The following is a 24,586-nucleotide window of genomic DNA, read 5'->3' as shown; positions in this document are numbered from 1 at the left end:
CATAATTCCAGACAAAATTTACTTCGGATGCTAACTGATTTAGCACCTTGCAATGTTTGTCTTTTATGCGTAATTTGAGTGTCTTCATCCAATTATTTTAACAGTATTTTTCTTAATAGTGACTATATTACAAGTATTTAAAACGACATTTCGTGTCGTTTATATGGTTTACTCCAATCGCTTATATCCTCGTGCTGAACCACGAGGTTATTCGCTCCAGTGGATAAAAATAAAGATTTTCTATCTGTACAATCTCGTTAGAATACTCACAGCTTATCTTAGAGAATTGTCATGTCTAAACCACAGCAAAAGCAAAAAAACTCAGCCTTGGCAGAATTGATAGAAGAACAAAAACTGCTCTGTGAAGAATTTGGTTCAGCCTATATTGCAGTGAGTGGCGATGATGTTGTCGCAGTTGCAGTCCAGACCTTAAATAAAGACCCAATTGTGGGCTTGCGTAAAGCGCCAGAAGGTGAAGAAAAAGTCGCGTGGTACATTTATGGCGGTGAATTGGGTGAAGATGAAGTGAACTTTGAAACCATGCCTGTACGCGAGCTACAAGATATTTTGCCCGATGTGCTTCCATACTTGGCTTTAGAACAAGGCTACCGCTTTATGATTGATGCTGATGACTATGAAGATGTCTGGAAAGAAGGCGATGAGTCTTAAGCCTATGCGCATGTCGAACATGGCAAAAATATCGGTGAGCATTATGCTTGGACTGCAAAGTCTGAGCGTAATGGCACAAGGTATTCAAGCGCAGCAGTTGGCACTTGAAGCATCATCTACACCTATTACAATTCCACATACAGCCAATGGGTTGACCCAAACACAATATCAAGATTTGTTAAATCAATACACGCAAATTGTGAATGACAGCAAAAAAATATTGGATGATCCTACGAGCCAAGCAACGGCAGAACAACAAAAACAGGCATTTTGTGCACGCTATCACGCCTATAAAAATATTGCTGAAATTTCCGAGTACAATCCAAACTTGTATCCTGCACCTGTGATGTTAATGGTGGCAAAGCGTTATTTAGAACAGCAGCACAACAGTTTCACGGCTTCAGGTATGACTGAACAAGTTTTTTGTGCAGGAGCTACATCTAAATAGTGTGATCTGCCTTATAAGTGAATAGCAAATTTAAAGATTGAAGATGCAGGCGTATAAAACCCCAAAAACTGGGGATTCCTTTTAAGCAGATTGTGAAGTCATACTTCATTTTTTATCAATTTTCATGCAAAACTAACTTTGCAAAGACTGTAGAATCTTTTAACTTGCAGGTAGTGAACTGAGGGATAGGCGACATAGATGAAATGGGATGAAATTGGTGAGCAGCCTTGTTCGATTGCACGAACCTTGTCGGTGATTGGTGACCGTTGGACGATGCTGATTATTCGTAATGCCTTTATGGGCATGCGTCGCTTTGATGATTTTCAACAACATTTGGGCGTAACGCGGCATGTATTGTCAGATCGTTTAAAGCGTTTGGTGGAACATGAAATTTTAGTCAAAGTGCCTTATGTAGAGCGCCAAGAACGTTTTGAATATAAATTGACAGAGAAGGGCTTGGAGCTTTATCCCTTAATGCTGTCTATGGCAAATTGGGCAGATAAATGGATGGATCAAGGTTTAGGTAAGCCTGTGGAATACATCCATAAAAATTGTGCTAAGACGTTTCAACCTGTCGTGGTATGTTCGGAATGTGGTGAAGAACTGCATGCCAAGCAAGTAAAACCACATTTTACCCCAGTGTATTATCAGTACATCCAAGCACAGCAGAATTTAAAACAAGCCTAAATCAGTGCTGTATTAATCAGCAACAGTTTGTCTATAAGCAGTTGGCTGGTTTGGGAATACCCGCTAAACGACTTAAATGCCGTGCCACCAAACCTGTATTAAATTTTTCCTGCAAAACAGCATTGTTAATCTCTTGACTTACAGTTTTCATTAAAAATTTGATTAAAGGACGAGTTGCAGGTGAGTGTCCAAATTGCTGATAAAATTGGCGTACAGCATGCAAAACTTCAAAATGCCAAGCTGTGAGTTCAAGCTCTAAACTTTGTGCCAGTTCTTGCGCCACTTGCTCATTCCAGACAGTGTAATCCAGTAAATGCCCATCTTGATCTAATTCTAGTGCCATCTCTTGTTTCATTCACCCTTAAAAATACTTTGCATTGGCTTCATATCATTACGGCTTGTTATTTAAAGCTGATACAGCGCTGATGTGCTAAACACAGCGCTGCAAAAGCTGCATAATCAATCGGCTGTACGTTTTTTGCCAAATGACCATTCAATATTTCTGCATCATTTTCCAGTACATATATTTTGTCTAGCTGGGCGCAGAGTGGATGTTGCTGGTGCAATACCGCATCACCCATAAGTACAACGCTATCTTGCGGAGCGTACAGGGCATTTAGCTCTGCTAAAATTGTTGCGGTGCTATCAAAGCTCGCTTGGATTAAATATAAATTTGCGTCAGACATGTTTTTCTCTTTAGATGTTTAGATATGGTCAAATGATCAATCAGATTGTTAAACCACCGATCAGCCTACCAATATAAAACTCGATCAAAGGTTTGAATCAGCTCCCGATTCAGTTCCACCCATTCAATCTCATGTACCGTATTTTTGATAAACGGCGAGTTAGCATGTTTATTTTCAATCAAAATTGGGCTGAGGTCATAAAACTCAAAGCTATCAACCAAGTTGGATGCCACTTTAAAGGCATGTTTTAGTGAATCAAAAGCCAGTTCTGACTGTAATAGGCTTAATGCCGCATCTTGTAATAATACTTTGACTTCACAACCAAAAGTTGCCAGTACCATTGTTGCAGACAAGCTTTCATGCACTTGTAAGCTGTTTAAATTGGCCTGACGTAAAACCACGAGTACAGTTTTCACACAATTTACCTTTTAAATGCAACAGATTTACAAAATGAATCGCTTAAAATTGAATCAGGCGTTCTGTGCTTTGCACTGCATCGGCCAGTTCGCCCAAGCCAACCAATTCAAAGCCTGCGGCTAAATTGTGTTGGCTCAGTTGATGGCGTTTGGCATTGTCTGCATCGCTAATACCACGTGCCAGTGCGGCACTTACACATACGGGTAAACGAATAGACAATTTTTGCCATTCTGTTTTGAGGTTGCGTTGATCATCGGGTACCCATTGCAACTCATTCGCTACAGCAACGCCATCTTGATAAAAAAACACACGAAAAGCCTCATTTTTCTGTTGTAAGGCTTGAGCAAGACCGAGTGCATGCCATGCATGAATAGAGGTTGGTGCGGAGGTTATTAGTAATAAGGTGCTCATCAAAATTCACTAATGCAATGTGCCAAGGCGCATTCAGACTTTATAAAAAAAGGTAGTATAAATGATTTTAGTGACTGGTGGTTTAGGCTTTATAGGCTCACACATTGCATTAAGCCTAATGGCTCAAGGGCAAGAGGTCATTATTGTAGATAATTTATCCAATGCAAGTATGCAGACTTTAGAGCGACTTGAATATATTGCAGGGCGTTATGTGCCTTTTGCCAAACTGGATGTAAGAAATACGCCTGCGCTGAACAAAGTTTTTGAACAATATTCGATTATTGCGGTGGTGCATTGTGCAGGGTTTAAATCTTTAGAAGAATCGGTGCTTAAACCACTGGAATATTATAACGATAACGTCAGTTGTATTATGAGTTTATTGCGTTCCATGCAACGTACAGGTGTGCGTCGTTTAGTGCATCTTTCAAGTATAGCGGTCTATGGCAAGTCAGGATTGAATCTGGAAGAAAGCCAGAGTTTTAATTACACCTATGCCAATCCGTATGTGAAATCTCAGCAGATGGTTGAAGAAATCATCCAAGATACTTTTAGAACCGATAATGAATGGAATATTGCTATTTTGCGCTTGAGTAATATAGCAGGTGCATTTGAACACGGCATTTTAGGTGAAGTCGTTGCTCCGTTACCTAAAAATATTATTCCTTTGGCGATGCAAGTCGCAGTACAGCAGCGTGAAGCGATTGAATTACGTCAGCAAGCTAATACTGCAGATCAAACTGTAGAACGTAGCTTTGTGCACGTACTCGATGCCTGTGATGCTGTGATTGCAAGCCTGCATTGGTTATTTGAGCAAACGCATAGCTGTGAAGCTTTTAATATTGCGGGAGAAGTGGTTTCAATTCAACAATTACTTGCACGTATTAGTGAAGTCACTGACACTGAAATTGCTACAGTTCCTGCAATTCATTATGAATATCCTGAGTTAGATCAGTTAGGTGCAGTCGTAGATAAGGCACAACAATATTTACACTGGCAGCCAAAACGTAGTCTGGAAAAAATGCTAGAGGATGAATGGTGTTTTTATCAAAATACGCTTAAGCATTAAAAGTAAGCGCTATAAAATTCGTTGAGATGCGATTCACGAAGCCTCATAGCTGAAACAGATACAATGCAACGGAATTATTGATAATAATTATCATTTACTAGGCTGTCTGTTTTTTATAAGATCGAGATAAGAGCACATGACATCATTGAAATCACGAAGGAATGAGGCTGAACATGCAAACACGTATTGAACATGACACCATGGGTGAGGTTGAAGTTCCGAATGACGCGCTTTGGGGCGCACAAACTCAGCGCAGCTTACAAAATTTTAAAATCGGCAATGAGCGTTTACCACGCGCCATGATTCGCGCTATGGGTTTGGTTAAAAAAGCTGCGGCAATAACCAATGCAAACTTAGGGCAAATCCCTCAAGAGTTGGCGCAGTACATTGTCGGTGCAGCAGATGAAGTCATTGCAGGGCAGTGGGACAGTCAATTTCCTTTGGTGGTGTGGCAAACAGGTTCGGGTACGCAAAGTAACATGAACTGTAATGAAGTGATTGCCAATATCGCCAATCAAAAACTGGGGAATCCTTTAGGTGCACAAAAGCCTGTACATCCGAATGATCATGTCAACCGCGCCCAATCGACCAATGATTCTTTTCCAACTGCAATTCATGTGGCAGCGAGTTTGCAAATTAATGAACTGCTCATTCCTGCAGTAAAGGGTTTGCGTGATACGTTGCATGCCAAAAGTGAAGAATTTTCTGAAATTGTCAAAATTGGACGTACACATTTACAAGATGCAACGCCATTAACTTTAGGGCAGGAATTTAGTGGCTATGTATCTCAATTAGATCATAGTTTAAAGCGTTTGGAACAGGCTTTAACAGGCTTGTATGAGTTGCCGCTTGGTGGTACAGCAGTCGGTACAGGCTTAAATGCACATCCTGATTATGCGGTACAGGCAGCGGAGCAATTGGCACAGCTTACAGGCTTAGCTTTTGTGACTGCACCAAATAAGTTTGAGGCTTTGGCAGGGCGTGATGCTGCAGTATTTGCTTCGGGTGCATTAAAAACTTTGGCGGTGAGTTTAAATAAAATTGCCAATGATATTCGCTGGTTAGCCAGTGGCCCGCGTTGTGGTTTTGGTGAGTTGCGTATTCCAGAAAATGAACCTGGTTCAAGTATTATGCCGGGTAAGGTTAATCCAACACAAAGCGAAGCGATGACCATGGTAGTTGCACAGGTATTGGGCAATGACACCACGATTAACGTGGCAGGTGCATCGGGCAATTTTGAGCTGAATGTATTTATGCCAGTGATCGCATATAACTTATTGCAATCTATTCAACTCTTGGGTGATGCCTGCAATAGCTTTAATGAGCATTGTGCCGTTGGCATTCAAGCAAACCGTGAAAAAATAGATCACTTTTTGCATGATTCACTCATGTTAGTGACCGCTTTGAATCCTGTAATTGGTTATGAGAATGCAGCGAAGGTGGCTAAAACAGCTTATAAGGAAAATAAAACCTTAAAGCAAGTTGCAGTAGAGCTGAATTTGGTCACAGCAGAGCAGTTTGATGAAGTGGTACGTCCTGAACAAATGATTGCACCGAATACCAAGTAATCAGTTTTAAACAAATTCAAGGTCTGTGTTTGTCTGCACATGATGCGAGGTAGACACAGACTTTGTTTATGAAAATCAGGGAAAATTTTGGGCATCCTTCCTTATTAAAATTATGTTGTGTATAATTACACAATGAACAGCAAAGACATTATTAAGCGTCTTGAGCAGGAAGGCTGGTACAAAGTGGGTGGTAAAGGCGACCATGAAAAGTATAAGCATCCTGAAAAGCCTGGGCATGTTGTGGTACCACATCCACGTAAAGATATGCCAATAGGAACTCTACGCAATATATATAAACAGGCTGGTTGGGAGTGGAGGTAAAAATGTTATATCCAGTATATGTTCACAAAGATGAAGATAGCGCATACGGTTTAACCTTTCCTGACTTTGATGGATGCTTTAGCGCAGCAGATGAGATGCAAGATATTCAGCGCATGGCACAGGAAGCGGTTGAAGTTCACTTTGATGGTGAAGATATTCCGTTACCAGAACCATCAAGCCCAGAGCAATGGTTAGGTGATGAGCGATTTGAGGGGGGGTTTTGGTTGTTAGTTGATATTGATACAACAAAAGTAAATACAAAGTCTATTCGTATTAATATCAGCATGCCAGAAGCTTTAGTGAAACGTATTGATGCTGTTGCAAAAAAACAACATTTAAGCCGTTCGGCATTCTTAGCTAAAAGCGCGGAAATGGCGTTGCATTAATCAAGTAAAATATACTAAACCCAGCCTAAATGCTGGGTTTTCTATTGCACCTAATTTGAATGTAGAGGGGTAATTCATCCTAATACGATTTTAAATTTATGTGTTGGTGTAAAGACATAATTTGCATAACGGCAGAATAGGCTGCTACAAGGTGCTATCTAAATGTAATAGTTCAAAACCCGTCATTTAGTCGCATTAACCACTTTTAGAAGCTTTCTTTTATGTCCGTTCCTTATTCAACTTACATTGATTAAGCTGCCATAATTGCTAGAATACGCAATACTTCAAAATACTGTTTTGCTAAAGTTTTGCATTTATTTTGCAAAATTTAATTTTTATATAAGCAACTCAATATCTTAACTACGGAAATTTTCAATGCTCTCAATTTATTTAACAGATGTTCAGCAACACGTGCAATTTAAAGATTACCCGGGTGAGCAGCCTGTTAAATTTATCTTGAATTTTAAAAAGATTTTTCCAAGTGTAATGGAGCTTTTACTACCTGTATTGCCTGAAAATGAAAATCTGGAAGAAATGACGTGGGAATCAACCACTGCAGATTTAGAGTTATTTAAATTGCTGCTCAGTGGGTGGGGCGTGATTGAATTACGTTTAAATGCGCTCAGTCAGTTCAAGGGCAAGACATTTGCAGATCAGTTAGTGAAACAAGCCCAACAAAAACGTAAAGATTTCGCCAAAGCACAACAACAATTACAAACTGTGGAGCTAGATTACTTATTTATGCATGAAACACATGCCTTAATTGATGCTGAATTGGTAGAAGTAGGTGAAAAGTTCTATTTGCCAATTTTGCGTGATTTATGGAAAGGCAAAGTATCTACAAAAGTATTGGAAGCGAAGTTTTAAGAACAAACCCATATTAAAAAGCTGTCTCGGCGGCTTTTATTTTTTATAGAATCATACAAGACGATTAGCAACCACTTGCAAATTCAAGATTAATTCAAAATAGCCTAAGCAAAGATTTTAGAAATTTCCTCTCTTAAGAAATAATGCCTTGAATTTTCCTGTAAATCTTTATGCCAATACATCCCCATATTAATTACAGGCAAGTCTACAGGCACATCAAAAATATTCAATTTTTGGCTCATATTCAAATGCTTTAAAATCATTTTAGGAATAGTTAGTATGGCTTGAGGATGCTGCTGTAAAATCTGTAACGCCGTAGAATAGTGCTGACAACGTAAAAAAACCTGCCGTGATAATTGCTTTTGATGCAAATAAATATCTTCTAGCAACATACCTGTACGCCGTGATGAAACCCCAATATGTGCAGAAGATAAATAAAGTGCAGTATTCATTTCTTGTTGTGAACTACAGACCACAAATTGGTCTTGAACTAAGGATTGAAACTGAATTTTATCGCCAAAGTTTTGTTCTAAATCAATTACAAAATCAATTTGTTGTGTTGCTAAATCTGCCAAAACCGTTTTGCGGTCTAATTTGTGGCTCAGAAATTGAATATCCAAGTTCAACTTTTGAAAATGTGCCACCAATTTAGGAAAAATAATCGGTTCAATTTCATCATGGATAGCAATTTTGAGCGATTGCAACATATTCGGCTCAAATTGCTGTTTCTGTATTGCAATACTTTGAATCGCCAACAAGGCATTTTTAATAGTCGGATAAATTTGCTCGGCAAAAGGCGTAGGCAGCATTTTATTGCCACTTCGCACCAGTAAATCATCTTGTAAATGTTGTCTTAAACGCTGCAAAGCATGACTGGCGGCAGATTGGCTAATACACAAAATTTGTGCAGCTTTGGAAATACTGCGCTGCTCATAAATTGCAACAAACATCGGGTATAAATTGATGTCTAAACGATGAAAAACGGTAAGATCAACTTTTGCATTGTTATGAACATGATTCATAGTGTTTTATTGAATTAAATCATTTTGTTCATATTACTTTTCAAGTTAAGGTGTTGTAAAGCAATGAATACAATATTTTAAGGGATTTGAACCATGTTTGAGCTATCTGCACGCGCCAAAGACTATATAGAACGTACCAAAGCCTTTATTGCCAAAGAAATTGAGCCGATTGAAGCTGAATTCTGGGCAGAAGTTCACGAATTAAATCAGGGTGGTGACTGGACTAAATGGCAATGGCCAGCACAATTAGAACAATTAAAAGCCAAAGCCAAAGCTGCAGGTTTATGGAATATGTTTTTACCTTGTCCAGAATTAGGACAAGGTTTGTCGGTACAAGAATATGCACACATTGCAGAGTTGAGTGGACGCAGTTTGATTGCGCCAACCGTATTTAACTGTAATGCACCCGACAGCGGCAACATGGAAGTTTTATGGCGCTATGGTTCTGAAGCACAAAAGGCAGAATGGCTGACACCGCTGCTTGAAGGTAAAATTCGTTCTGTGTTTTGTATGACTGAACCTGCAGTGGCTTCAAGTGATGCGACCAATATGCAGGCAACAGCAGTCGTAGACGGCGATGAAATTGTCTTGAATGGTCGTAAATGGTGGTCTTCAGGTTTGGGCGATCCAAATGCCAAAATTATTATTTTTATGGCGCATACACCCGATGAAACCAAAGACCGTCATCATCAACACTCTATGGTTTTAGTCCCTGTGGATACTGCGGGCGTTAAAATTCAACGCATGTTACCTGTATTTGGTGATTACGACGCGCCACACGGTCATGGCGAAGTCAGTTTTGATAACGTGCGTGTGCCTGTTGCCAACTTTATTGGCGGTGCAGGACAAGGTTTTGAAATTGCACAAGGTCGTTTAGGTCCGGGGCGTATTCACCATTGTATGCGTTGTATTGGTGCAGCCGAAAAATCTTTGGAGTTGATGATTGACCGTGGCATGAGTCGTACCGCATTTGGCAAGGAAATTCTGAAACTCGGTGGCAATTTGGAGCGTGTAGCGGAAGCACGTGTGGCGATTGACCAAGCACGTTTATTAACTCTCTATGCAGCCTATAAAATGGATACTTTAGGCAATATGGCAGCACTTACCGAAATTTCTGCCATTAAAGTGGTTGCACCAAGTGTCTTGGAAAAAGTAGTTGATATGGCGATGCAGATTCATGGTGGTGCAGGCGTATCTAGAGATACACCGTTGACAGGTTTCTTTGCCCAAGCGCGTAGTTTACGTCTTGCCGATGGACCAGACGAAGTACACAAAGGCATGATTGCCAAACTTGAGTTGGCTAAACGTGGTTATCGTAGCAGCCGCAAAAAATAAGTCAGTTGCGAATTTTTTATTGTGTCGCTTGGTAGTGTATTCGGCAATATTTCTGATATTGCCGAAACATCTCAAGAGAACACAGAAAATCTATGTTAGATTAAAAAAATTGGAAAATTAGGGAAAAATAATGTCAGTTATTGATGTAGGCGGCACAGTACGCGAAGGCGAAGAACTCGATATTCAGGCAGTGACAGCATGGTTAAAACAACAAAATGTCGATGTCGTAGAACCTGTAGAAGTCACACAATATTCAGGCGGTGCATCGAACTGGACATATCGCCTTAAGTACAGCAATGCTGATTTAATTTTGCGTCGTCCGCCCAAAGGTACTAAAGCTAAATCTGCACATGACATGGCGCGTGAATATCATGTGCAAAAGAATTTAGCTCCGTTTTATCCTGTGTTACCTGAAATGGTGGCGTTGTGTCAGGATGAAGCTGTAATTGGCTGCGATTTTTACGTGATGCAACGTATTGAAGGCATTATCCCACGTGCAAAATTGCCACCAGAGCTTGATTTTAGCGAAACTCAAGTACATGAACTTTGTGTAAATGTCATTGATAAACTGATTGAGCTGCATCAAGTACCTTATGCAGGAACTGAGCTAGAAAAATTAGGGAAAGGTGATGGTTATTGCCGACGTCAGGTAGAAGGTTGGGATGCACGCTATGCCAAAGCACATACCATCAACGTGCCATCTTTTAAATATGTGCGTAAATGGTTGTTAGACCATATTCCTGCAGATTCAAAAACCTGCATTATTCATAACGACTGGCGTTTTGATAATGTGATTTTAGACCTGAAACATCCGACTCAAGTGATTGGCGTTTTGGACTGGGAAATGGCAACACTGGGCGATCCACTCATGGATTTAGGCTCGGCTTTGGCATATTGGGTTGAAGATACCGATAATCAAATTTTTAAAGCCACCCGTCGTCAACCAACGCACTTAAAAGGCATGTTCACACGTCAGCAAGTGGTGGACTATTATTTGCAAAAAACAGGCTTGAGCACCGATAACTGGACATTCTATGAAGTGTTTGGAATTTTCCGTTTAGCGGTGATCGCCCAGCAAATTTATTATCGTTATTTCCACAAGCAAACCAATAATCCTGCATTTAAGGATTTCTGGATTGTCATTCATGCTTTGCATATTCGTGCCTTAAAGTTAATTGGTTTACAAAAACTGGAAGCAAATGAACTAGCACAAAAATATATCGCCAAATTTAAGGAATTGATGCCGAAATGACCACCATTTATTTAATTCGTCATGGGCAAGCATCTTTTGGGGCAGAAAGTTATGATCAACTTTCGCCTAATGGTGAGTTACAAGCCAAATTGCTCGGACGTTATTTTGATCGCATTTTAAAAGAAGCACCCTATGTGGTGGCTGGTTCAATGCAGCGCCATCAGCAAACTGCACAACTGGCTTTGGCAGAATGTTTTCCTGAGGTCGAAATTCATACCGACAGTGCATGGAACGAGTTTAATCATCAACAGGTTTTCGCGCAGTATGAACCGCGTTTTAATCAACCTGAATTGATGAAAGAAGATGTCGCCAAAGAGGTCAATCCTCGTGCATATTTGGCAAAAATTTTTGAAGGTGCGATAGAACGCTGGACGGGCGGTGAATATCACCATGAATATGAAGAATCTTGGCCGCATTTTAAACAGCGTGTCGAAGATGCATTGCAGCATTTATGTGATGACTTAGCCCAAAAACAACCACGATATGCTGTGGTATTTACTTCTGGTGGTGTGATTTCTGTAGCTGCAGGTAAAATTTTAGGCTTAACGCCCAATAAAACCTTTGCATTGAACTGGGCAATTACTAACTCAAGTATCACCACTTTACGTTTGGTCGGCAGTGAACCACAACTGTTAAGCTTGAATGAACATCATTTTATTAAAGCTGAAAACTCAAATTTATTGACTTGGATTTAAGGATCAAACCATGACAAAAACAATTCTAATTACAGGTGCAAGTTCAGGTATTGGTGCGGGTATGGCACGTGAATTTGCTCAAATGGGTTATAACCTTGCAATTTGCGCCCGACGTTTAGAGCGTTTGGAAACGCTGAAACAAGAACTGGAAAGCCAGTTTGGTATTCGTGTTATTGCAAAAACGCTGGATGTCACCAATTATGATCAGGTGTTTCAGGTGTTTCGTGAATTTAAACAAGATTTTGGACAAATTGACCGCATTATTGTCAATGCAGGCGTGGGCGAAGGACGTCGCATTGGTAAAGGTAATTTTGCCATCAACAAAGCCACAGTAGAAACCAACTTTATTTCAGCTTTGGCGCAGTGTGAAGCCGCGGTTGAAATTTTCCGTGAGCAAAACTCAGGGCATTTGGTGATGATTTCATCTATGAGTGCCATTCGTGGTATGCCAAAACATCTTACTGCTTACGGTGCAAGTAAAGCTGCAGTAGCACATTTAGCAGAAGGAATTCGTGCAGAATTAATTGATACACCTATTCAAGTTACGACTATTTTCCCTGGTTATATTCGTACCGAAATCAACGAAGGTGCAAAAAAACTGCCTTTTGAAGTTGATGAAAAAACAGGTTCACGCTTACTTGCTGCAGAAATTGAAAAAGCGCCAATTAAAGCCTATGTACCTAAATGGCCATGGTTGCCATTGGGCTTAGCTATGAAAGTTTTACCATTAAAATTGGTCAATAAACTCGGCTAAATAGCAGCGATATCATAGTATTTGAATAGCATCCTGAAATTTAAAGCTGATGATGAATGCAATCACTTTAAATGACACGATGCTATTTTTATATTTGAGTCTCTACTTTTGTTTGGGTTTAAAATTTGTATTTTCGGTTTTCGTATTTAAGAGTGAAATGTGATGTGGCTTAGAACAGCAACCCTTGCCTTAATTCCCGCTTTGGTGATTCAGGGAAGTCGTGTTAAAAAGAACACGATCCGATTGCCTGAAGCCGAAGGCGCACGAGAAGGTATTACAGGGCAAGGGCAAACGCTGTCATTATTGATTTTAGGCGATTCTGCCGCTGCAGGCGTTGGGGTAGCACATCAAAATGATGCGCTTTTAGGTGCGGTGATTTCTGCTTTGCAGCATCAGTACCAAGTACATTGGCGTTTAGAGGCGCAGTCTGGAGATACTACCTCACAAGTCATTCAAAAAACGAAAAAACTGGTAAATCAAAAATATGATGTTGTGGTTACTTCTGTTGGTGTCAACGATGTAACACGCTTAATGTCGGCACAGACTTGGATTAAACAACAGCAACATTTTTATCAACTTATTCAAGCGAAATTCCAACCTGAATTAATCATTGCTACGGGGGTTCCACCAATGCATTTATTTCCCGCATTGCCCAATCCCTTGTCTTGGCTATTTGGACAATACGCCAAACAAATGAACTTACAATTAGAAAAAATGATTGCACAACAAGAAGATATGCAGTGGATTGAATATGATATTCGAAAATATCAATCCATGAATTTAGAAATGGCAAAAGATGGTTTTCATCCAAGTAAAGAAATTTACCAGATTTGGGGGAAAGAAGTCTCGGATAGGATTTTGGAGTGGTTTTAGGTAAATTAACTTAAATAATGGTATAGTGTTAACAATCGTCAACACTAAATTATAATTAAATCATCAAGCAGAATGAAAATATGAAGAAACATCCCAATAAACATATTCGCGAAGCAATTGAATATGCGATTGAAAACGGCTGGGATGTTGTCGATTCAGGTAAATCAGCACATGCAAAACAAATCTTGCGTAAAGTAAAGCAATGTCATAGAGATGAACTATGAATAACTATCACTTTACTGTTGTGGTACGTGACGCACGTTCTGATCTGTCTGTGCTAGAAGATAAGTTCTTTGAAGCGGGTTGTGATGATGCATTAGTTTGCAGTTATAACGATACAATTTATCTTGAGTTTGACCGTGAAGCTGAAAATGCAGAACAAGCGATTCACTCAACATTAGACAATATTCGCTCATTAGGATTTCATGATCTGATAGTAGAAGAGCAAGGTTATTCAACTTTGGCAGTAATGGCTGAACGTGCTGGAATGACTCGTCAAGCATTATCTTTATATGCGCAAAATAAACGTGGTGACGGAAACTTTCCACGTCCGATGTATGGACTTGCATCTAGATCTGCAATGTATTTTTGGCCAGAAGTTGCGACATGGTTATTCAATCAAGGGAAGTTACATAAAAATCATTATGAAGTTGCTCGTACTGCAATGTCTTAGCTTAATTTAAAGACCAAAGGTTCAATCTATAAATGTCTGATTCTAAAATAGAAACCCATCCACTCGAACCCTTTTTACCAGCCAATGCCAAGCTGTTAATGCTTGGGAGTTTTCCACCACCTAAAAGCCGTTGGAAAATGGATTTTTATTATCCGAATTATCAAAATGATATGTGGCGAATTTTGGGCTTATGCTTTTTTCAAGATAAAAACTACTTTTTAGATTTAGAAGCTAAAAATTTTCATCTTCATAAAATTATTGATTTTTTAAACACCACTGGCATTGCTATTTCAGATACGGCGCAGCAGGTGATTCGCTTAAAAGGCAATGCATCAGACAAATTTTTACAGATTGAAAAACCAATGGATATTGCAGCACTTTTAAGCAAGATACCTTTATGTCAAAGCATTATGACCACAGGCGATAAAGCGACTGATACACTCATGTTATCTATGCCTGAATCTGCCGAAAAACCTCAAATTGGGCAGGCGACACATTGCTATTTTGCCAAGCGTGAGCTGCATTTATATCGGATGCCTTCATCTTCACGAGCCTATCCTTTAGCTTTAGAGAAAAAGGCAGAAGCGTATTTTAACTTATTTAAAGAAATAGGCTTACTATAAGTAACTTTAAATAATTGTAGACAGTGATGGCAGAGAAAGAAAAATACGCTTCCATAATTAATGTCTATCTATTGTCATTACATCATCCATTCAATAGGGAATAATGAAACTGTTTTCATCATAAAACGCTGAAACTGTGTGGTTTCAGGATCATGATGATACGTTTGAATACTGCCATCTGCCTGATGATCTAACCAAATAATTTGACCGTTTTCGTCTAATTGCAGTTCATACGCAATTTGTGGCAAATAGCGGTCTAAAGATTGAGAAACATCGTTTTGCAATTGTTCAGACTCTAACACCAAGCCAACTTCGGTATTTAATTTTGCAGAACGAGGATCAAGGTTAAAAGAACCTACAAAGACCATGCCATCTATATCAAAGAATTTGGCATGTAAACTCGAGGCGTTTTTGCCTTTGGCAGGATTTACGTTACCCGTTGCAACTTCATACCAAGTACGCTTTTTTCGTTCAATATAAGGCTTAAATTCATATAAACGAATACCTGATTTAAGTAAATCTACGCGATACTGCTGATAAAATGCATGTACCAAAGGCACATCATTGGCTAAAAATGAATTGGTCAATACACGTATCTGTATTCCTTTTTCAGCCAGTTGAGTGAGTGTTTTAAGACCATCTTCTGTTGGGACAAAATAGGCAGAAACCAGTTCTAAATGTTGTTTGGGCTCACCCATTAACTTTAACATTTGTTTGTAAATCAGTTGCTCGCCTTGAGCTGTACCCCGAATTTTATTCGGAGAATCTGCCACAAAATGCGCACATACCCACTGTACAGGATGTTGTTCTAATTTGATGCTGACTTCTTCTTGCGCGTTAGCCACACGTTCACGAATTTTATCTTTATATTTGGCATTTAATTCATAGCGATTACGCAATTCTCTCAATTGCAACGCGTTGCCTGTGCCTAATAATTGCTTTACTGAATAGCTTAGTTCGTCATTCCAAAACTCTAAAAACACGGCATTGGCTTGGGGGACAGCACTGCCATAGAATAGAATATCCATATCAGTAAATTGAAAATTTTCACTGGCATCAAAATATTCACGGCTAATATTACGCCCACCTGTCACGGCAATCGCCCCATCGGCAATAATTAGTTTATTGTGCATACGGCGATTGATTTGTTTAAAACGAAACAAATAATCCATCACACGAAAATGCCGATATTTGTACGGATTGAAAATTTTTATTTCAAAATTAGGATGCTGAGCAAGCCGTTTTAAGGTTGGATCAAGTTGCGTACCATTTTGATCATCATTTAATAAACGAACTTTTACACCACGATCTGCAGCTTTGAGCAGTTCAGCCAACATCAACTGACCAATTAAATCATCTTCCCAAATGTAATATTGTAAATCTAAATGGTGCTGTGCTTTTTGAATCAAATATAAACGCGAGGCGATGCTACTAAAGGCATCATTTAGAGAAAGATACGCTGTTAAATTTTGGGATAAATGTGCATCAATTTCCTGACCATTCAGCCAATGATCTACATAATGCTCAACAGGGCTATCTTTGCTCGCTTGATTCATCGGTAAACTGCATCCTGTCAGTAAAATAGCGAAAAAAGCCAACATTCCAAGCCAGTAACAAGGTCTTTGGATCTTCATGATTATTCTTAAGTCATTCTGTATTTATACATGGAGATTATCCTCATGTTAATGCTTGAAACTCTGAATAGAAAGAGGGTATTGTGAGAGTCTGTTGATATTTTATAAATAGCTTGCGAGATATCTCTCTCACATCGCAAACATAGACGAATTGTCAGCAGCCCCTTATCATCTGTTAATGTATTTTTTAGGGATAATTTGCTCATGAAATCACGTGCAGCCGTCGCATTCGGCCCAGGTCAGCCGCTTGAAATTGTTGAAATTGATGTTGCACCGCCGCAGGCTGGAGAAGTCTTGGTCAAAATTACCCACACAGGGGTATGCCATACCGATGCATTTACCTTATCGGGTGAAGATCCTGAAGGTGTTTTCCCTGCAGTTCTTGGCCATGAAGGTGCAGGTATTGTGGTTGAAGTTGGTGAGGGTGTGACCAGTGTTCAACCAGGCGATCATGTGATTCCGCTTTACACAGCAGAATGTGGCGAATGTTTATTCTGTAAATCTGGTAAAACCAACCTATGCGTTTCCGTACGTGCGACACAAGGTAAAGGTTTAATGCCTGATGGCACGACACGTTTTTCTTATAATGGACAACCGATTTATCACTACATGGGCTGTTCAACCTTTAGTGAATATACGGTAGTTGCTGAAGTATCTTTAGCAAAAATTAATCCTGAAGCCAATCATGAGCAAGTTTGCTTATTAGGTTGCGGTGTTACAACTGGTTTAGGTGCAGTTAAAAATACTGCAAAAGTCCAAGAAGGCGATACCGTTGCGGTATTTGGCTTAGGTGGTATTGGTTTAGCAGTTGTGCAAGGTGCGCATAAAGCCAAAGCCAGCCGTATTATCGCCATTGATACCAACCCAGAGAAATTCAAATTGGCAGAACAATTTGGTGCAACCGAATTCTTAAATCCAAAAGATTATGACCGCCCAATTCAGGAAGTCATTGTGGAAAAAACAGGTTGGGGCGTAGATCATTCTTTTGAATGTATTGGAAATACCAATGTGATGCGTTCCGCTTTGGAATGTGCGCATCGTGGTTGGGGACAATCCATTATTATTGGTGTTGCAGGTGCAGGTCAGGAAATTTCAACTCGTCCATTCCAATTGGTGACAGGTCGTACTTGGAAAGGAACTGCATTTGGCGGTGTAAAAGGGCGTTCGCAATTGCCAGGCATGGTTGAAGAAGCTATGAAGGGTGATATTCAACTCGAACCATTTGTAACGCACACCATGGGGCTAGACCAAATTAATGAAGCCTTTGATTTAATGCATGAGGGTAAATCTATTCGTAGTGTGATTCATTTTGATCAATGATGAGTAACGCGCTTAAATAAAGACCCAACAAAAACCAAGCTTCGGCTTGGTTTTTTTAACCCCTGGATTCGCTAAAACAGCAGCTTAATTTTAATAAATACATCCAATAAAAATTATTTTACAAAAAGGATTGCCAAACGGAACAATACAGCGTATTTTAATTTTAACAGCTCATTTTTTGATGAAAACAAGATGTTAAAGCAACCTTTAATCGCAAACGCTTACTATTACTTTTGGCAGTTTCAATGATTGCCTGAGTCGCGTTCGGGCAAAAGGTTGCCCACCAGTTGATACCTGATCGGCAACCCTGATCAGGTTTTTTTATGTCTGGTGTTTTGAATTTTATAGGTTTTTCGGAGATTTAATCATGTACAACGTTAATTATTCATACTTTAGCAACTTTTATTGGTTTTACTTTAGTCAATCTATGACTCAAACCTTGCAATCCATTAGACCCATAACGCTGAAATAAATGATCGGACTGTAAAAAAGAGAAACAGTCCAAAGGAACAGACCAATGAATGCTTTAAATACTGCTTTACAACAACAGACCAACAATACTGAAATTAGTTTAAGTTTACCGCATCAACTCAAAGCGCAACTCCCACTTTCATCTGCGCTAAAACAACAAATCGCACAACATCGACAGATTATTCAGAACATTTTAGCGGGCACAGACCCTCGCTTATTGGTCATTACAGGACCTTGTTCAATTCATGATCCGCAAGCAGCACTCGAATACGCAGAAAAATTAAAACAATTACAAAGCCAAGTTTCAGATCAAATTTTCTTGGTGATGCGCGCCTATATCGAAAAGCCACGTACTACGGTAGGCTGGAAAGGCTTTTTGTATGACCCAGACTTAGATGGCTCTGCAAACATGCAATTAGGCTTAGAAAAATCACGTGAACTGTATCTACAAATTATAGAAATGGGTTTACCAATTGCTTCTGAAATTTTAAGCCCAATGGCAACGGGATATTTTGATGATGTACTGGCTTGGGGTGCAATTGGCGCACGTACCAGTGAATCACAAATTCACCGTGAAATTTCTAGCGCCATGCCGTATAGCATTGGTTTCAAAAACGGAACTGATGGCTCAATTCAAATTGCATTAGATGCAATTCAATCGGCAAGTCATCCACATCAATTCATGGGAATGAGCCAGTCGGGTTTACCTGCTATTTTGTCATCACAAGGTAATCCACACGCGCATTTAATTTTACGTGGCGCAAATTCAGGGCCAAATTATCAATTGGCAGAAATTGAGAAAATTCAGCACAAAGCCAAAGGGCAGTTGCCTGCATTGATTATTGACTGTAGTCACGGTAACAGCCATAAAGACCCACAACAACAACCGCAAGTCTTGCGTACCATTGTGGCAGAACGTGAACAGACGCAAGTCCGTGGCATCATGTTAGAAAGTCATTTGGTGGATGGAAATCAAAAGATTTCTTGCGAGATGACTTATGGTCAATCTGTTACCGATGGCTGCTTGGGTTGGGATAAGACTGAACAACTGCTTATTGAGGTCGCTGAAAGCTTAAATCGTCAGGTTTTGGCTAAAACTGCATAAAAAATAAAACTCCAGAAACCCAAAAAACCTGAAATTTCAGGTTTTTTGGGTGGGAGAGTATTTAAAAATCAACTCTTCTTAGATTAGTTTTTAAAATAACAATTCTTTTGCTGCTATTAAAAACTAAGCCTGAATATCTACATTAGGTTGTTTAGCCACAACAAATTTATAGAAAATTAAACTGATTAAGGTCACAACAGCACAGAGCAAATACGCTGCGGTATAGTCATAACCCGCAATAATCCAACCTAGAATTAACGCGCCTAAGGCGATACCAATATCGTAACAACAAAAATACGTAGATGTGGCATGACCAATACGATCTTTAGGGGAGCGTTGAATTGAAATGGTTTGCAGGCAAGGTTGGGCAGACCCGAACCCTACACCAATTAATGCAGCAGCCAACATAAAACCGAATACACTGTGTACCTGACTCAAGACAATTAATCCTAAAGCAAATAATATAATTGCAGGATAAATCACATAACTCGCCCCTTTACGATCATAAATTTTGCCTGTAATTGGGCGCAAAATCATCATCGAAACTGCAAATATCACGAAGAATAAACTCGCATAAGACAGCATATTGCGTGATTCTGCAAAGGTGGAAATAAATGACATAATACTGGCATACGCGAAAGAAACCATCATCGCCATGAGTGATACAGGAATTGCTTTTTTCTCTACAAAATCTTGAAGCCCTAATTTACGTTTAGGTGTTGTTTCAGTTTTTACTTTTTGGGTCGCAATTGGAATCATTAAACAGAAGGCGAAACCTACCCAAACACTGACGGATAGTAAGGTAGAAATACTGGCATAAGAAACACTTTGAATCAGACTTAAACCAATTAAAGGTCCCAATACAATCCCTAAATTTACTGACACCAAAAAATAGCCCATACCTTCACCTTTGCGACTGTCTGGAATAAAGTTATTGGCAATAGGGACGGTAACTGTGGTGACAATGCTGAACCAAATCCCATGTAAAAAACGCAGTACGAGTAGAAACAGTAAACTATCTACAAAAATGTATGCCACGCTACACAGACAAAACATGATTTCAGAAACATATAAGGTTTTCTTTACACCAAATTTTTCAATAATCAAACCGCTAAATGGGCGAATCGCGATTGCAGATAACATAAACAAAGTCATGGCTAAACCTGCCTGTGACAAGCTACCACCCAACTCATTCACAATATAAATAGGCAAAATTGTCGTTTGCGCAAAATAAAATATGAATAAGAACAAGTTATTGAATAAGCAGAGAATAAACGACTTATTCCATAAATGTTCGACATTTATAGCTGACATAACTTAAACCTATATATGGTGAGTGGAGTAGCGTGCAATGTGTACTTTGTTATACAGATGCTTTGTTATTGGAAGTCATCACACAGTAAGATCATGCAAAAAATAATAAACCCATTTATGTGAAAAGTATAGTTATTTAATAAAATTAAAACTAAAATTAGATTTTAATTCTATTTTTTTAATTGTTTTATCAAATAAAGATAATTTTATTTATTTCGCAAATTGCAATGCAAAAAAAATCAGCCGAAGCTGATTTCTTTGAATTTGAGCGATTAAACACTACAAATTTAAGGCTTATAAGCCAGATTCATAGTCCGCACTTGATAAAAGCTGTTCCACATCTGCCATATTGTCTGGCTTGATTTTATAAATCCAGCCTTTGCCATACGGTTCATCATTTACAAAGTCAGGGTCATCTTCTAAATTGCTATTCACTTCAACTACTTCGCCTGAAACAGGGGCGTGAATATCTGAAGCTGTTTTAACAGACTCAACCACACCTGCTTGTTCACCCGCAATTACTTTTTGACCAACTTCAGGTGCTTCTACATAGACCAAATCGCCTAAAGCATCTTGTGCATGGTCTGAAATACCTGTGACGATCAAATCACCTTCAATACGCACCCATTCATGTGTTCTTGCATATTTTAATTCAGCAGGGTGATTCATTTGATAACTCCTTAAATTGTATCGAATCTTTTTGCCATGTTTTATACATGCTTTTTGCCAAAAACAAAAGTTTATAAATACGGATCTTTACGCCAATTGCTCGGACTGCGTCCACTCCAGCGTTTAAAAGCACGACTAAAATTAGCCACATCGCTATAACCCAATTCATCGGCAATTTGTTCTAGCGTGTAGTCGGTACGGGAAAGCAGGGAAGTCGCATGTCGATAACGGACTTCATCGACCAAGTTTGAAAATGAAGTACCTTCTGCAGCCAGTTGACGTTTGAGTGTGCGGTCGGACATGTGTAGATAGTCGGCAACATTTTCAATGCTTAAATAATGCTGTTCTGCATGAGTTAAAATATCACGCACCCGCATAGAAATTCGGCGACGTTCACCTAAAGCTGAAAGCTCAGCTTCACATTGATTAATCGCAATTTGACTGGCAATAGGATCGGCATTAATCATTTTTAAGCCCAGATATTGCTTATCAAAACTTAAACCTAAATACGGCTGATCAAAACGGAATTGATGATAAGGAAATTTCGCAAAATATTGATCAAAACCCGCAGGTTTTGGGAAGTCAAAATCGACTTCGCCCGTAAAGTGTTCTGTACCTGTCATGGCTTTACTCATGGTGATCATGCCAATAATTAAAGCGATGGCGATTTCTGTGCGTAAAGGTTCCATGTGAATATCACACTGCAATTGCAGACTGGCTTTTTCGCCAAAAGTCGAGAAAAACAATTGTAAAAAGGGCATACGCAGTTGAATAAAACGATTGGCTAAAATCAGCGCATCACTAATTTCATGCGCAGTCATAATCGCATAGCCAATAAAGCCATGAATAGAAATGCGCATTTGCGTACCAAGATGATAACCGAGCGTCGATTCGCCTGTAAGTTTTAAAGCATGTTTAACCAACTCATTGGCAATAGGTGTAGGAATACGACATTCTGGGTCTGCCAACATTTCGCTATTGAGTTGAAATGGTGCAAATAAGGTATCTGCGTTATAACCCCAACGGGATACAACATCCAAAACCAATAAGCCATAAACCCCTGGAACACCTTGTTCCTGACGTGCTGATATTGTTTTCATGCATGTTCCATTGCATTTGCTAATTTTATTTTAATTTGCCTTAGCGACTGTCATCTATGCATATCTTAGTTTGCCAAACGGCGACATAAGAACGTAGATGACATATTGCATCTTGGCATGAAAATTAAAGAAATTCTATGGAAATTGTTAGACAAAACAGGCTTTGACTATATGCGATAAATCTGCATTTCATCAAAGCCTGAGTTACAGCAAAGTTGCTGGAGATGCTAATTTTTATCAGTCGATGGTTTTACGATTTTATCTTGTTCAATTAAAAAACCACCTGTTTGACGCTGCCAAAGTTGTGCATAAATTCCGTTCATAGCCACCAGTTCATCATGCGTACCTTGTTCTGCAATACGTCCTTGATCGAGCACAATTAAACGATCCATTTGTGCAATGGTAGATAGTCTGTGTGCAATCGCGATTACAGTTTTACCTTGCATGAGTTCATCGAGGCTCGATTGAATTGCCGCTTCAACCTCAGAGTCGAGCGCACTGGTGGCTTCATCTAAAATTAAAATAGGCGCATCTTTTAAGAAAACACGGGCAATGGCAATACGTTGACGTTGTCCACCTGAAAGTTTAACACCCCGTTCGCCCACGTAGGCTTCATAGCCTTTTTTGCCACGTAAATCGGTCAATTGTGGAATAAATTCTTCGGCTTTGGCTTTGCGTACAGCTTCAAACATTTCTGCATCAGTCGCGTCAGGACGACCATATTTAATATTTTCAGCCACAGTACGGTGTAATAGCGAAGTATCTTGAGTCACAAGTGCAATATTTTTACGCAAACTGTCTTGGGTCACATCTTCAATATTTTGCCCATCAATCATAATTGAGCCGTGTTTAAGCTCATAAAAATGTAAAAGCAATTGAATTAAGGTCGATTTACCTGCGCCTGAACGTCCCACGATACCAATTTTTTCGCCTGCACGAATATGCAGATTAAACTGATCAATCACGTTTTTACTGTTATAAGCAAAACTGACATCTTTAAACTGAATTTCGCCCTGAGCAACTTGTAATGGTTTTGCATCGGCTTTGTCTTGAATCGCAATTGGACGTCCGAGAGTTTTCATACCATCTTGAATGGTGCCGACATTTTCAAACAGGGCAGAGGTCTGCCACATCATAAACTCGGCAATACTGTTGAGTTTAAGAATCATGGCTGTAGTGGCAGCAATAATCCCCAATTCTGCACGGCCATTTAACCAGAGCCAAATTGCTGTACCTAAAACGCCCACATACAACACCACGCTTAATAAATTGATGCTGATTTCATATTGAGCGCCCAAACGCATTTGTTTATAAACCGTCAACATAAATTCTTGCATCGACGCTTTGGCATATTGGCTTTCGCGACCTGCATGCGCAAATAATTTTACGGTTTGAATATTGGTATAAGCATCGGTCACGCGTCCTGTCATCACCGCACGTGCATCGGCTTGTTCATTAGATACTTTGCTCAAACGCGGAATAAAATAAGCTGCTGCAAGAATAAATAAAGCCAACCATAATAATAACGGCAAAATGAGCATTGGAGAAATTGCGCCCAATACTAGGCTAATCGTAATAAAGTAAATGAATACATAGGCAAGCATATCGCCCAAAATGACCCAAAACTCGCGTACTGCTAAGGCGGTTTGCATGACTTTGGCAGATAAGCGTCCTGCAAAATCGTTATGAAAAAAATCCAGACTTTGTTGCAGCATTAAATTGTGGAAACGCCAACGCAAACGCATTGGAAAACCACTGTATAACATTTGATGCTTCACAATTGACTGCGCACTGGCAAAAAAGATATTGGCCAATAAAATACAAAACAGCAAAGTAAGGTTCTGTTGATGTTGTGCAAGGAAAGTATCTGGCTGACTTTGACTAAGCCATGTGACTAAATCGCCAATTTTTGCATATAGCAAAGCTTCAAAGCTGGCAGCGCCTGCAGTACATAAAACCAATAACAATAAATATGGACGTACACCTGAAGCTGCTTGCCAAACAAAGGCAAAAAACGTAGTTGGTAAGGGTTCGGTCAAACCTTTATTTGGATAAGGATCTATAAGTTTCTCGAACCACTTGAGCATACGATGTTACCTTGATGACTAAACTTAAATTTAAAGACAGATAGATTTAAAACTGTAAAAACAAAAACTTGGGATAAAGCTAAGACTATTTCTATAAATATTTCTTAACTTATAGTGATACAGCTTGTAGGTC

General features: G+C 39.4%; 28 protein-coding genes. 18 read left to right on the top strand and 10 right to left on the bottom strand.

Annotation, left to right across the window (positions count from 1 at the left end; all coding sequences use genetic code 11):
* Positions 1-291 precede the first annotated feature (291 nt).
* The 3 genes from FTU66_RS11115 (at position 292) to FTU66_RS11105 (ending at position 1,804) form a co-directional block, all read left to right on the top strand.
* Positions 292-669: a hypothetical protein gene (locus FTU66_RS11115; protein WP_096902818.1), complete on the top strand. Its 378-nt coding sequence runs from the start codon at positions 292-294 to the stop codon at positions 667-669.
* The gene (locus FTU66_RS11110) at positions 659-1,117 is read left to right on the top strand and encodes a hypothetical protein (RefSeq protein ID WP_179997487.1); all 459 of its coding nucleotides are present in this window, start codon (positions 659-661) and stop codon (positions 1,115-1,117) included. The genes FTU66_RS11115 and FTU66_RS11110 overlap by 11 nt, the downstream gene beginning before the upstream one ends.
* A 198-nt stretch (positions 1,118-1,315) precedes the next feature.
* Entirely contained in the window at positions 1,316-1,804 is a 489-nt protein-coding gene (locus FTU66_RS11105; protein WP_004973550.1) for a helix-turn-helix domain-containing protein, read from the top strand.
* 31 nt (positions 1,805-1,835) lie between these two features.
* Here the strand turns inward: FTU66_RS11105 and FTU66_RS11100 are convergent, their stop codons facing one another.
* The 4 genes from FTU66_RS11100 to tusD all read right to left on the bottom strand — a co-directional run bounded on the left by FTU66_RS11100 (position 1,836) and on the right by tusD (position 3,318).
* Positions 1,836-2,147 carry a TusE/DsrC/DsvC family sulfur relay protein gene (locus FTU66_RS11100; protein ID WP_180005947.1) on the bottom strand — a complete coding sequence of 104 codons (312 nt, stop codon included), beginning with the start codon at positions 2,145-2,147 and terminating at the stop codon, positions 1,836-1,838.
* A 58-nt stretch (positions 2,148-2,205) separates the two neighbouring features.
* Entirely contained in the window at positions 2,206-2,490 is a 285-nt protein-coding gene (locus tag FTU66_RS11095) for a DsrH/TusB family sulfur metabolism protein (protein ID WP_180005946.1), read from the bottom strand.
* A 65-nt stretch (positions 2,491-2,555) separates the two neighbouring features.
* Entirely contained in the window at positions 2,556-2,906 is a 351-nt protein-coding gene (locus FTU66_RS11090; protein ID WP_004973555.1) for a hypothetical protein, read from the bottom strand.
* 43 nt (positions 2,907-2,949) lie between these two features.
* Entirely contained in the window at positions 2,950-3,318 is a 369-nt protein-coding gene (gene tusD / locus FTU66_RS11085; protein WP_154320742.1) for a sulfurtransferase complex subunit TusD, read from the bottom strand.
* Between the two features lie 61 nt (positions 3,319-3,379).
* Here tusD and FTU66_RS11080 point away from each other — a divergent pair, with 61 nt between their 5' ends.
* From FTU66_RS11080 to FTU66_RS11060, 5 genes are all read left to right on the top strand, one after another.
* Positions 3,380-4,384, top strand: coding sequence for an SDR family NAD(P)-dependent oxidoreductase (locus FTU66_RS11080; RefSeq protein ID WP_180112807.1), 1,005 nt, complete (start codon positions 3,380-3,382; stop codon positions 4,382-4,384).
* 173 nt (positions 4,385-4,557) lie between these two features.
* Positions 4,558-5,952, top strand: coding sequence for a class II fumarate hydratase (gene fumC / locus FTU66_RS11075; protein WP_179995488.1), 1,395 nt, complete (start codon positions 4,558-4,560; stop codon positions 5,950-5,952).
* 132 nt (positions 5,953-6,084) lie between these two features.
* Complete coding sequence (locus tag FTU66_RS11070) at positions 6,085-6,273, top strand: type II toxin-antitoxin system HicA family toxin (protein ID WP_004973562.1); 189 nt, start codon at positions 6,085-6,087, stop codon at positions 6,271-6,273.
* Between the two features lie 2 nt (positions 6,274-6,275).
* Positions 6,276-6,659 carry a type II toxin-antitoxin system HicB family antitoxin gene (locus tag FTU66_RS11065; RefSeq protein WP_004973564.1) on the top strand — a complete coding sequence of 128 codons (384 nt, stop codon included), beginning with the start codon at positions 6,276-6,278 and terminating at the stop codon, positions 6,657-6,659.
* Between the two features lie 375 nt (positions 6,660-7,034).
* The gene (locus FTU66_RS11060; RefSeq protein WP_004973565.1) at positions 7,035-7,526 is read left to right on the top strand and encodes a hypothetical protein; all 492 of its coding nucleotides are present in this window, start codon (positions 7,035-7,037) and stop codon (positions 7,524-7,526) included.
* Between the two features lie 104 nt (positions 7,527-7,630).
* On the opposite strand, the gene FTU66_RS11055 is transcribed toward FTU66_RS11060, so the two are convergent.
* Positions 7,631-8,548, bottom strand: a complete 918-nt coding sequence (locus FTU66_RS11055) for a LysR family transcriptional regulator (protein ID WP_104851971.1) — start codon at positions 8,546-8,548, stop codon at positions 7,631-7,633.
* Positions 8,549-8,641: 93 nt separating this feature from the next.
* Between FTU66_RS11055 and FTU66_RS11050 the strand changes: the two genes are divergently transcribed.
* From FTU66_RS11050 to FTU66_RS11015, 8 genes are all read left to right on the top strand, one after another.
* On the top strand, positions 8,642-9,883 hold the full coding sequence (locus FTU66_RS11050; protein WP_004973568.1) for an acyl-CoA dehydrogenase family protein: 1,242 nt from the start codon (positions 8,642-8,644) through the stop codon (positions 9,881-9,883).
* Positions 9,884-10,013: 130 nt separating this feature from the next.
* Entirely contained in the window at positions 10,014-11,135 is a 1,122-nt protein-coding gene (locus FTU66_RS11045) for a phosphotransferase family protein (protein WP_180112806.1), read from the top strand.
* Entirely contained in the window at positions 11,132-11,830 is a 699-nt protein-coding gene (locus FTU66_RS11040) for a histidine phosphatase family protein (protein ID WP_004973573.1), read from the top strand. The genes FTU66_RS11045 and FTU66_RS11040 overlap by 4 nt, the downstream gene beginning before the upstream one ends.
* Positions 11,831-11,840: 10 nt before the next feature.
* Positions 11,841-12,584, top strand: a complete 744-nt coding sequence (locus FTU66_RS11035; RefSeq protein ID WP_004973576.1) for an SDR family oxidoreductase — start codon at positions 11,841-11,843, stop codon at positions 12,582-12,584.
* 162 nt (positions 12,585-12,746) lie between these two features.
* A complete protein-coding gene (locus FTU66_RS11030) occupies positions 12,747-13,457 on the top strand; it encodes an SGNH/GDSL hydrolase family protein (protein WP_004973578.1) in 711 nt (236 codons plus the stop codon).
* An 80-nt stretch (positions 13,458-13,537) separates the two neighbouring features.
* The gene (locus FTU66_RS11025; RefSeq protein WP_179994187.1) at positions 13,538-13,681 is read left to right on the top strand and encodes a hypothetical protein; all 144 of its coding nucleotides are present in this window, start codon (positions 13,538-13,540) and stop codon (positions 13,679-13,681) included.
* Positions 13,678-14,130, top strand: coding sequence for an XRE family transcriptional regulator (locus FTU66_RS11020; RefSeq protein ID WP_180112805.1), 453 nt, complete (start codon positions 13,678-13,680; stop codon positions 14,128-14,130). The genes FTU66_RS11025 and FTU66_RS11020 overlap by 4 nt, the downstream gene beginning before the upstream one ends.
* 32 nt (positions 14,131-14,162) lie before the next feature.
* Complete coding sequence (locus FTU66_RS11015; RefSeq protein ID WP_104851964.1) at positions 14,163-14,753, top strand: uracil-DNA glycosylase family protein; 591 nt, start codon at positions 14,163-14,165, stop codon at positions 14,751-14,753.
* A 77-nt stretch (positions 14,754-14,830) separates the two neighbouring features.
* Here FTU66_RS11015 and FTU66_RS11010 read toward each other — a convergent pair whose 3' ends face one another.
* Positions 14,831-16,354: a phospholipase D family protein gene (locus FTU66_RS11010; protein ID WP_180112808.1), complete on the bottom strand. Its 1,524-nt coding sequence runs from the start codon at positions 16,352-16,354 to the stop codon at positions 14,831-14,833.
* A 237-nt stretch (positions 16,355-16,591) separates the two neighbouring features.
* Here FTU66_RS11010 and FTU66_RS11005 point away from each other — a divergent pair, with 237 nt between their 5' ends.
* Both FTU66_RS11005 and FTU66_RS11000 read left to right on the top strand, forming a co-directional pair.
* The gene (locus FTU66_RS11005) at positions 16,592-17,707 is read left to right on the top strand and encodes an S-(hydroxymethyl)glutathione dehydrogenase/class III alcohol dehydrogenase (RefSeq protein ID WP_004973720.1); all 1,116 of its coding nucleotides are present in this window, start codon (positions 16,592-16,594) and stop codon (positions 17,705-17,707) included.
* A 517-nt stretch (positions 17,708-18,224) separates the two neighbouring features.
* On the top strand, positions 18,225-19,283 hold the full coding sequence (locus FTU66_RS11000) for a 3-deoxy-7-phosphoheptulonate synthase (protein WP_104851962.1): 1,059 nt from the start codon (positions 18,225-18,227) through the stop codon (positions 19,281-19,283).
* A 123-nt stretch (positions 19,284-19,406) separates the two neighbouring features.
* Here the strand turns inward: FTU66_RS11000 and FTU66_RS10995 are convergent, their stop codons facing one another.
* The 4 genes from FTU66_RS10995 to FTU66_RS10980 all read right to left on the bottom strand — a co-directional run bounded on the left by FTU66_RS10995 (position 19,407) and on the right by FTU66_RS10980 (position 24,453).
* The gene (locus FTU66_RS10995; RefSeq protein ID WP_180112804.1) at positions 19,407-20,597 is read right to left on the bottom strand and encodes an MFS transporter; all 1,191 of its coding nucleotides are present in this window, start codon (positions 20,595-20,597) and stop codon (positions 19,407-19,409) included.
* A gap of 294 nt (positions 20,598-20,891) precedes the next feature.
* Positions 20,892-21,266, bottom strand: coding sequence for a glycine cleavage system protein GcvH (gene gcvH, locus FTU66_RS10990; RefSeq protein ID WP_104851960.1), 375 nt, complete (start codon positions 21,264-21,266; stop codon positions 20,892-20,894).
* 71 nt (positions 21,267-21,337) lie between these two features.
* Positions 21,338-22,366: an AraC family transcriptional regulator gene (locus tag FTU66_RS10985; protein WP_096902549.1), complete on the bottom strand. Its 1,029-nt coding sequence runs from the start codon at positions 22,364-22,366 to the stop codon at positions 21,338-21,340.
* A 227-nt stretch (positions 22,367-22,593) separates the two neighbouring features.
* Complete coding sequence (locus tag FTU66_RS10980; protein ID WP_167846013.1) at positions 22,594-24,453, bottom strand: ABC transporter ATP-binding protein; 1,860 nt, start codon at positions 24,451-24,453, stop codon at positions 22,594-22,596.
* Between the last annotated feature and the right edge of the window lie 133 nt (positions 24,454-24,586).

The organism is Acinetobacter sp. YH12131 (assembly GCF_013418635.1).
Taxonomy (GTDB): Bacteria; Pseudomonadota; Gammaproteobacteria; order Pseudomonadales; family Moraxellaceae; genus Acinetobacter; species Acinetobacter towneri.
This window is presented reverse-complemented; position numbering and strand designations above follow the sequence as displayed.

What these genes read in the sequence shown, in the direction of transcription:
- FTU66_RS11050 (WP_004973568.1), top strand. Translation starts at nt 8,642, where the DNA reads ATGTTTGAGCTATCTGCACGCGCCAAAGACTATATAGAACGTACCAAA.
- fumC (WP_179995488.1), top strand. Translation starts at nt 4,558, where the DNA reads ATGCAAACACGTATTGAACATGACACCATGGGTGAGGTTGAAGTTCCG.
- FTU66_RS10985 (WP_096902549.1), bottom strand. Translation starts at nt 22,366, where the DNA reads ATGAAAACAATATCAGCACGTCAGGAACAAGGTGTTCCAGGGGTTTAT.
- FTU66_RS11095 (WP_180005946.1), bottom strand. Translation starts at nt 2,490, where the DNA reads ATGTCTGACGCAAATTTATATTTAATCCAAGCGAGCTTTGATAGCACC.
- FTU66_RS11020 (WP_180112805.1), top strand. Translation starts at nt 13,678, where the DNA reads ATGAATAACTATCACTTTACTGTTGTGGTACGTGACGCACGTTCTGAT.
- FTU66_RS11110 (WP_179997487.1), top strand. Translation starts at nt 659, where the DNA reads ATGAGTCTTAAGCCTATGCGCATGTCGAACATGGCAAAAATATCGGTG.
- tusD (WP_154320742.1), bottom strand. Translation starts at nt 3,318, where the DNA reads ATGAGCACCTTATTACTAATAACCTCCGCACCAACCTCTATTCATGCA.
- FTU66_RS11015 (WP_104851964.1), top strand. Translation starts at nt 14,163, where the DNA reads ATGTCTGATTCTAAAATAGAAACCCATCCACTCGAACCCTTTTTACCA.
- FTU66_RS11100 (WP_180005947.1), bottom strand. Translation starts at nt 2,147, where the DNA reads ATGGCACTAGAATTAGATCAAGATGGGCATTTACTGGATTACACTGTC.
- FTU66_RS10995 (WP_180112804.1), bottom strand. Translation starts at nt 20,597, where the DNA reads ATGTCAGCTATAAATGTCGAACATTTATGGAATAAGTCGTTTATTCTC.
- FTU66_RS11040 (WP_004973573.1), top strand. Translation starts at nt 11,132, where the DNA reads ATGACCACCATTTATTTAATTCGTCATGGGCAAGCATCTTTTGGGGCA.
- FTU66_RS11045 (WP_180112806.1), top strand. Translation starts at nt 10,014, where the DNA reads ATGTCAGTTATTGATGTAGGCGGCACAGTACGCGAAGGCGAAGAACTC.
- FTU66_RS11000 (WP_104851962.1), top strand. Translation starts at nt 18,225, where the DNA reads ATGAATGCTTTAAATACTGCTTTACAACAACAGACCAACAATACTGAA.
- FTU66_RS11035 (WP_004973576.1), top strand. Translation starts at nt 11,841, where the DNA reads ATGACAAAAACAATTCTAATTACAGGTGCAAGTTCAGGTATTGGTGCG.
- FTU66_RS11010 (WP_180112808.1), bottom strand. Translation starts at nt 16,354, where the DNA reads ATGTTGGCTTTTTTCGCTATTTTACTGACAGGATGCAGTTTACCGATG.
- FTU66_RS11070 (WP_004973562.1), top strand. Translation starts at nt 6,085, where the DNA reads ATGAACAGCAAAGACATTATTAAGCGTCTTGAGCAGGAAGGCTGGTAC.
- FTU66_RS11030 (WP_004973578.1), top strand. Translation starts at nt 12,747, where the DNA reads ATGTGGCTTAGAACAGCAACCCTTGCCTTAATTCCCGCTTTGGTGATT.
- FTU66_RS11115 (WP_096902818.1), top strand. Translation starts at nt 292, where the DNA reads ATGTCTAAACCACAGCAAAAGCAAAAAAACTCAGCCTTGGCAGAATTG.
- FTU66_RS10980 (WP_167846013.1), bottom strand. Translation starts at nt 24,453, where the DNA reads ATGCTCAAGTGGTTCGAGAAACTTATAGATCCTTATCCAAATAAAGGT.
- gcvH (WP_104851960.1), bottom strand. Translation starts at nt 21,266, where the DNA reads ATGAATCACCCTGCTGAATTAAAATATGCAAGAACACATGAATGGGTG.
- FTU66_RS11080 (WP_180112807.1), top strand. Translation starts at nt 3,380, where the DNA reads ATGATTTTAGTGACTGGTGGTTTAGGCTTTATAGGCTCACACATTGCA.
- FTU66_RS11025 (WP_179994187.1), top strand. Translation starts at nt 13,538, where the DNA reads ATGAAGAAACATCCCAATAAACATATTCGCGAAGCAATTGAATATGCG.
- FTU66_RS11060 (WP_004973565.1), top strand. Translation starts at nt 7,035, where the DNA reads ATGCTCTCAATTTATTTAACAGATGTTCAGCAACACGTGCAATTTAAA.
- FTU66_RS11055 (WP_104851971.1), bottom strand. Translation starts at nt 8,548, where the DNA reads ATGAATCATGTTCATAACAATGCAAAAGTTGATCTTACCGTTTTTCAT.
- FTU66_RS11005 (WP_004973720.1), top strand. Translation starts at nt 16,592, where the DNA reads ATGAAATCACGTGCAGCCGTCGCATTCGGCCCAGGTCAGCCGCTTGAA.
- FTU66_RS11065 (WP_004973564.1), top strand. Translation starts at nt 6,276, where the DNA reads ATGTTATATCCAGTATATGTTCACAAAGATGAAGATAGCGCATACGGT.
- FTU66_RS11105 (WP_004973550.1), top strand. Translation starts at nt 1,316, where the DNA reads ATGAAATGGGATGAAATTGGTGAGCAGCCTTGTTCGATTGCACGAACC.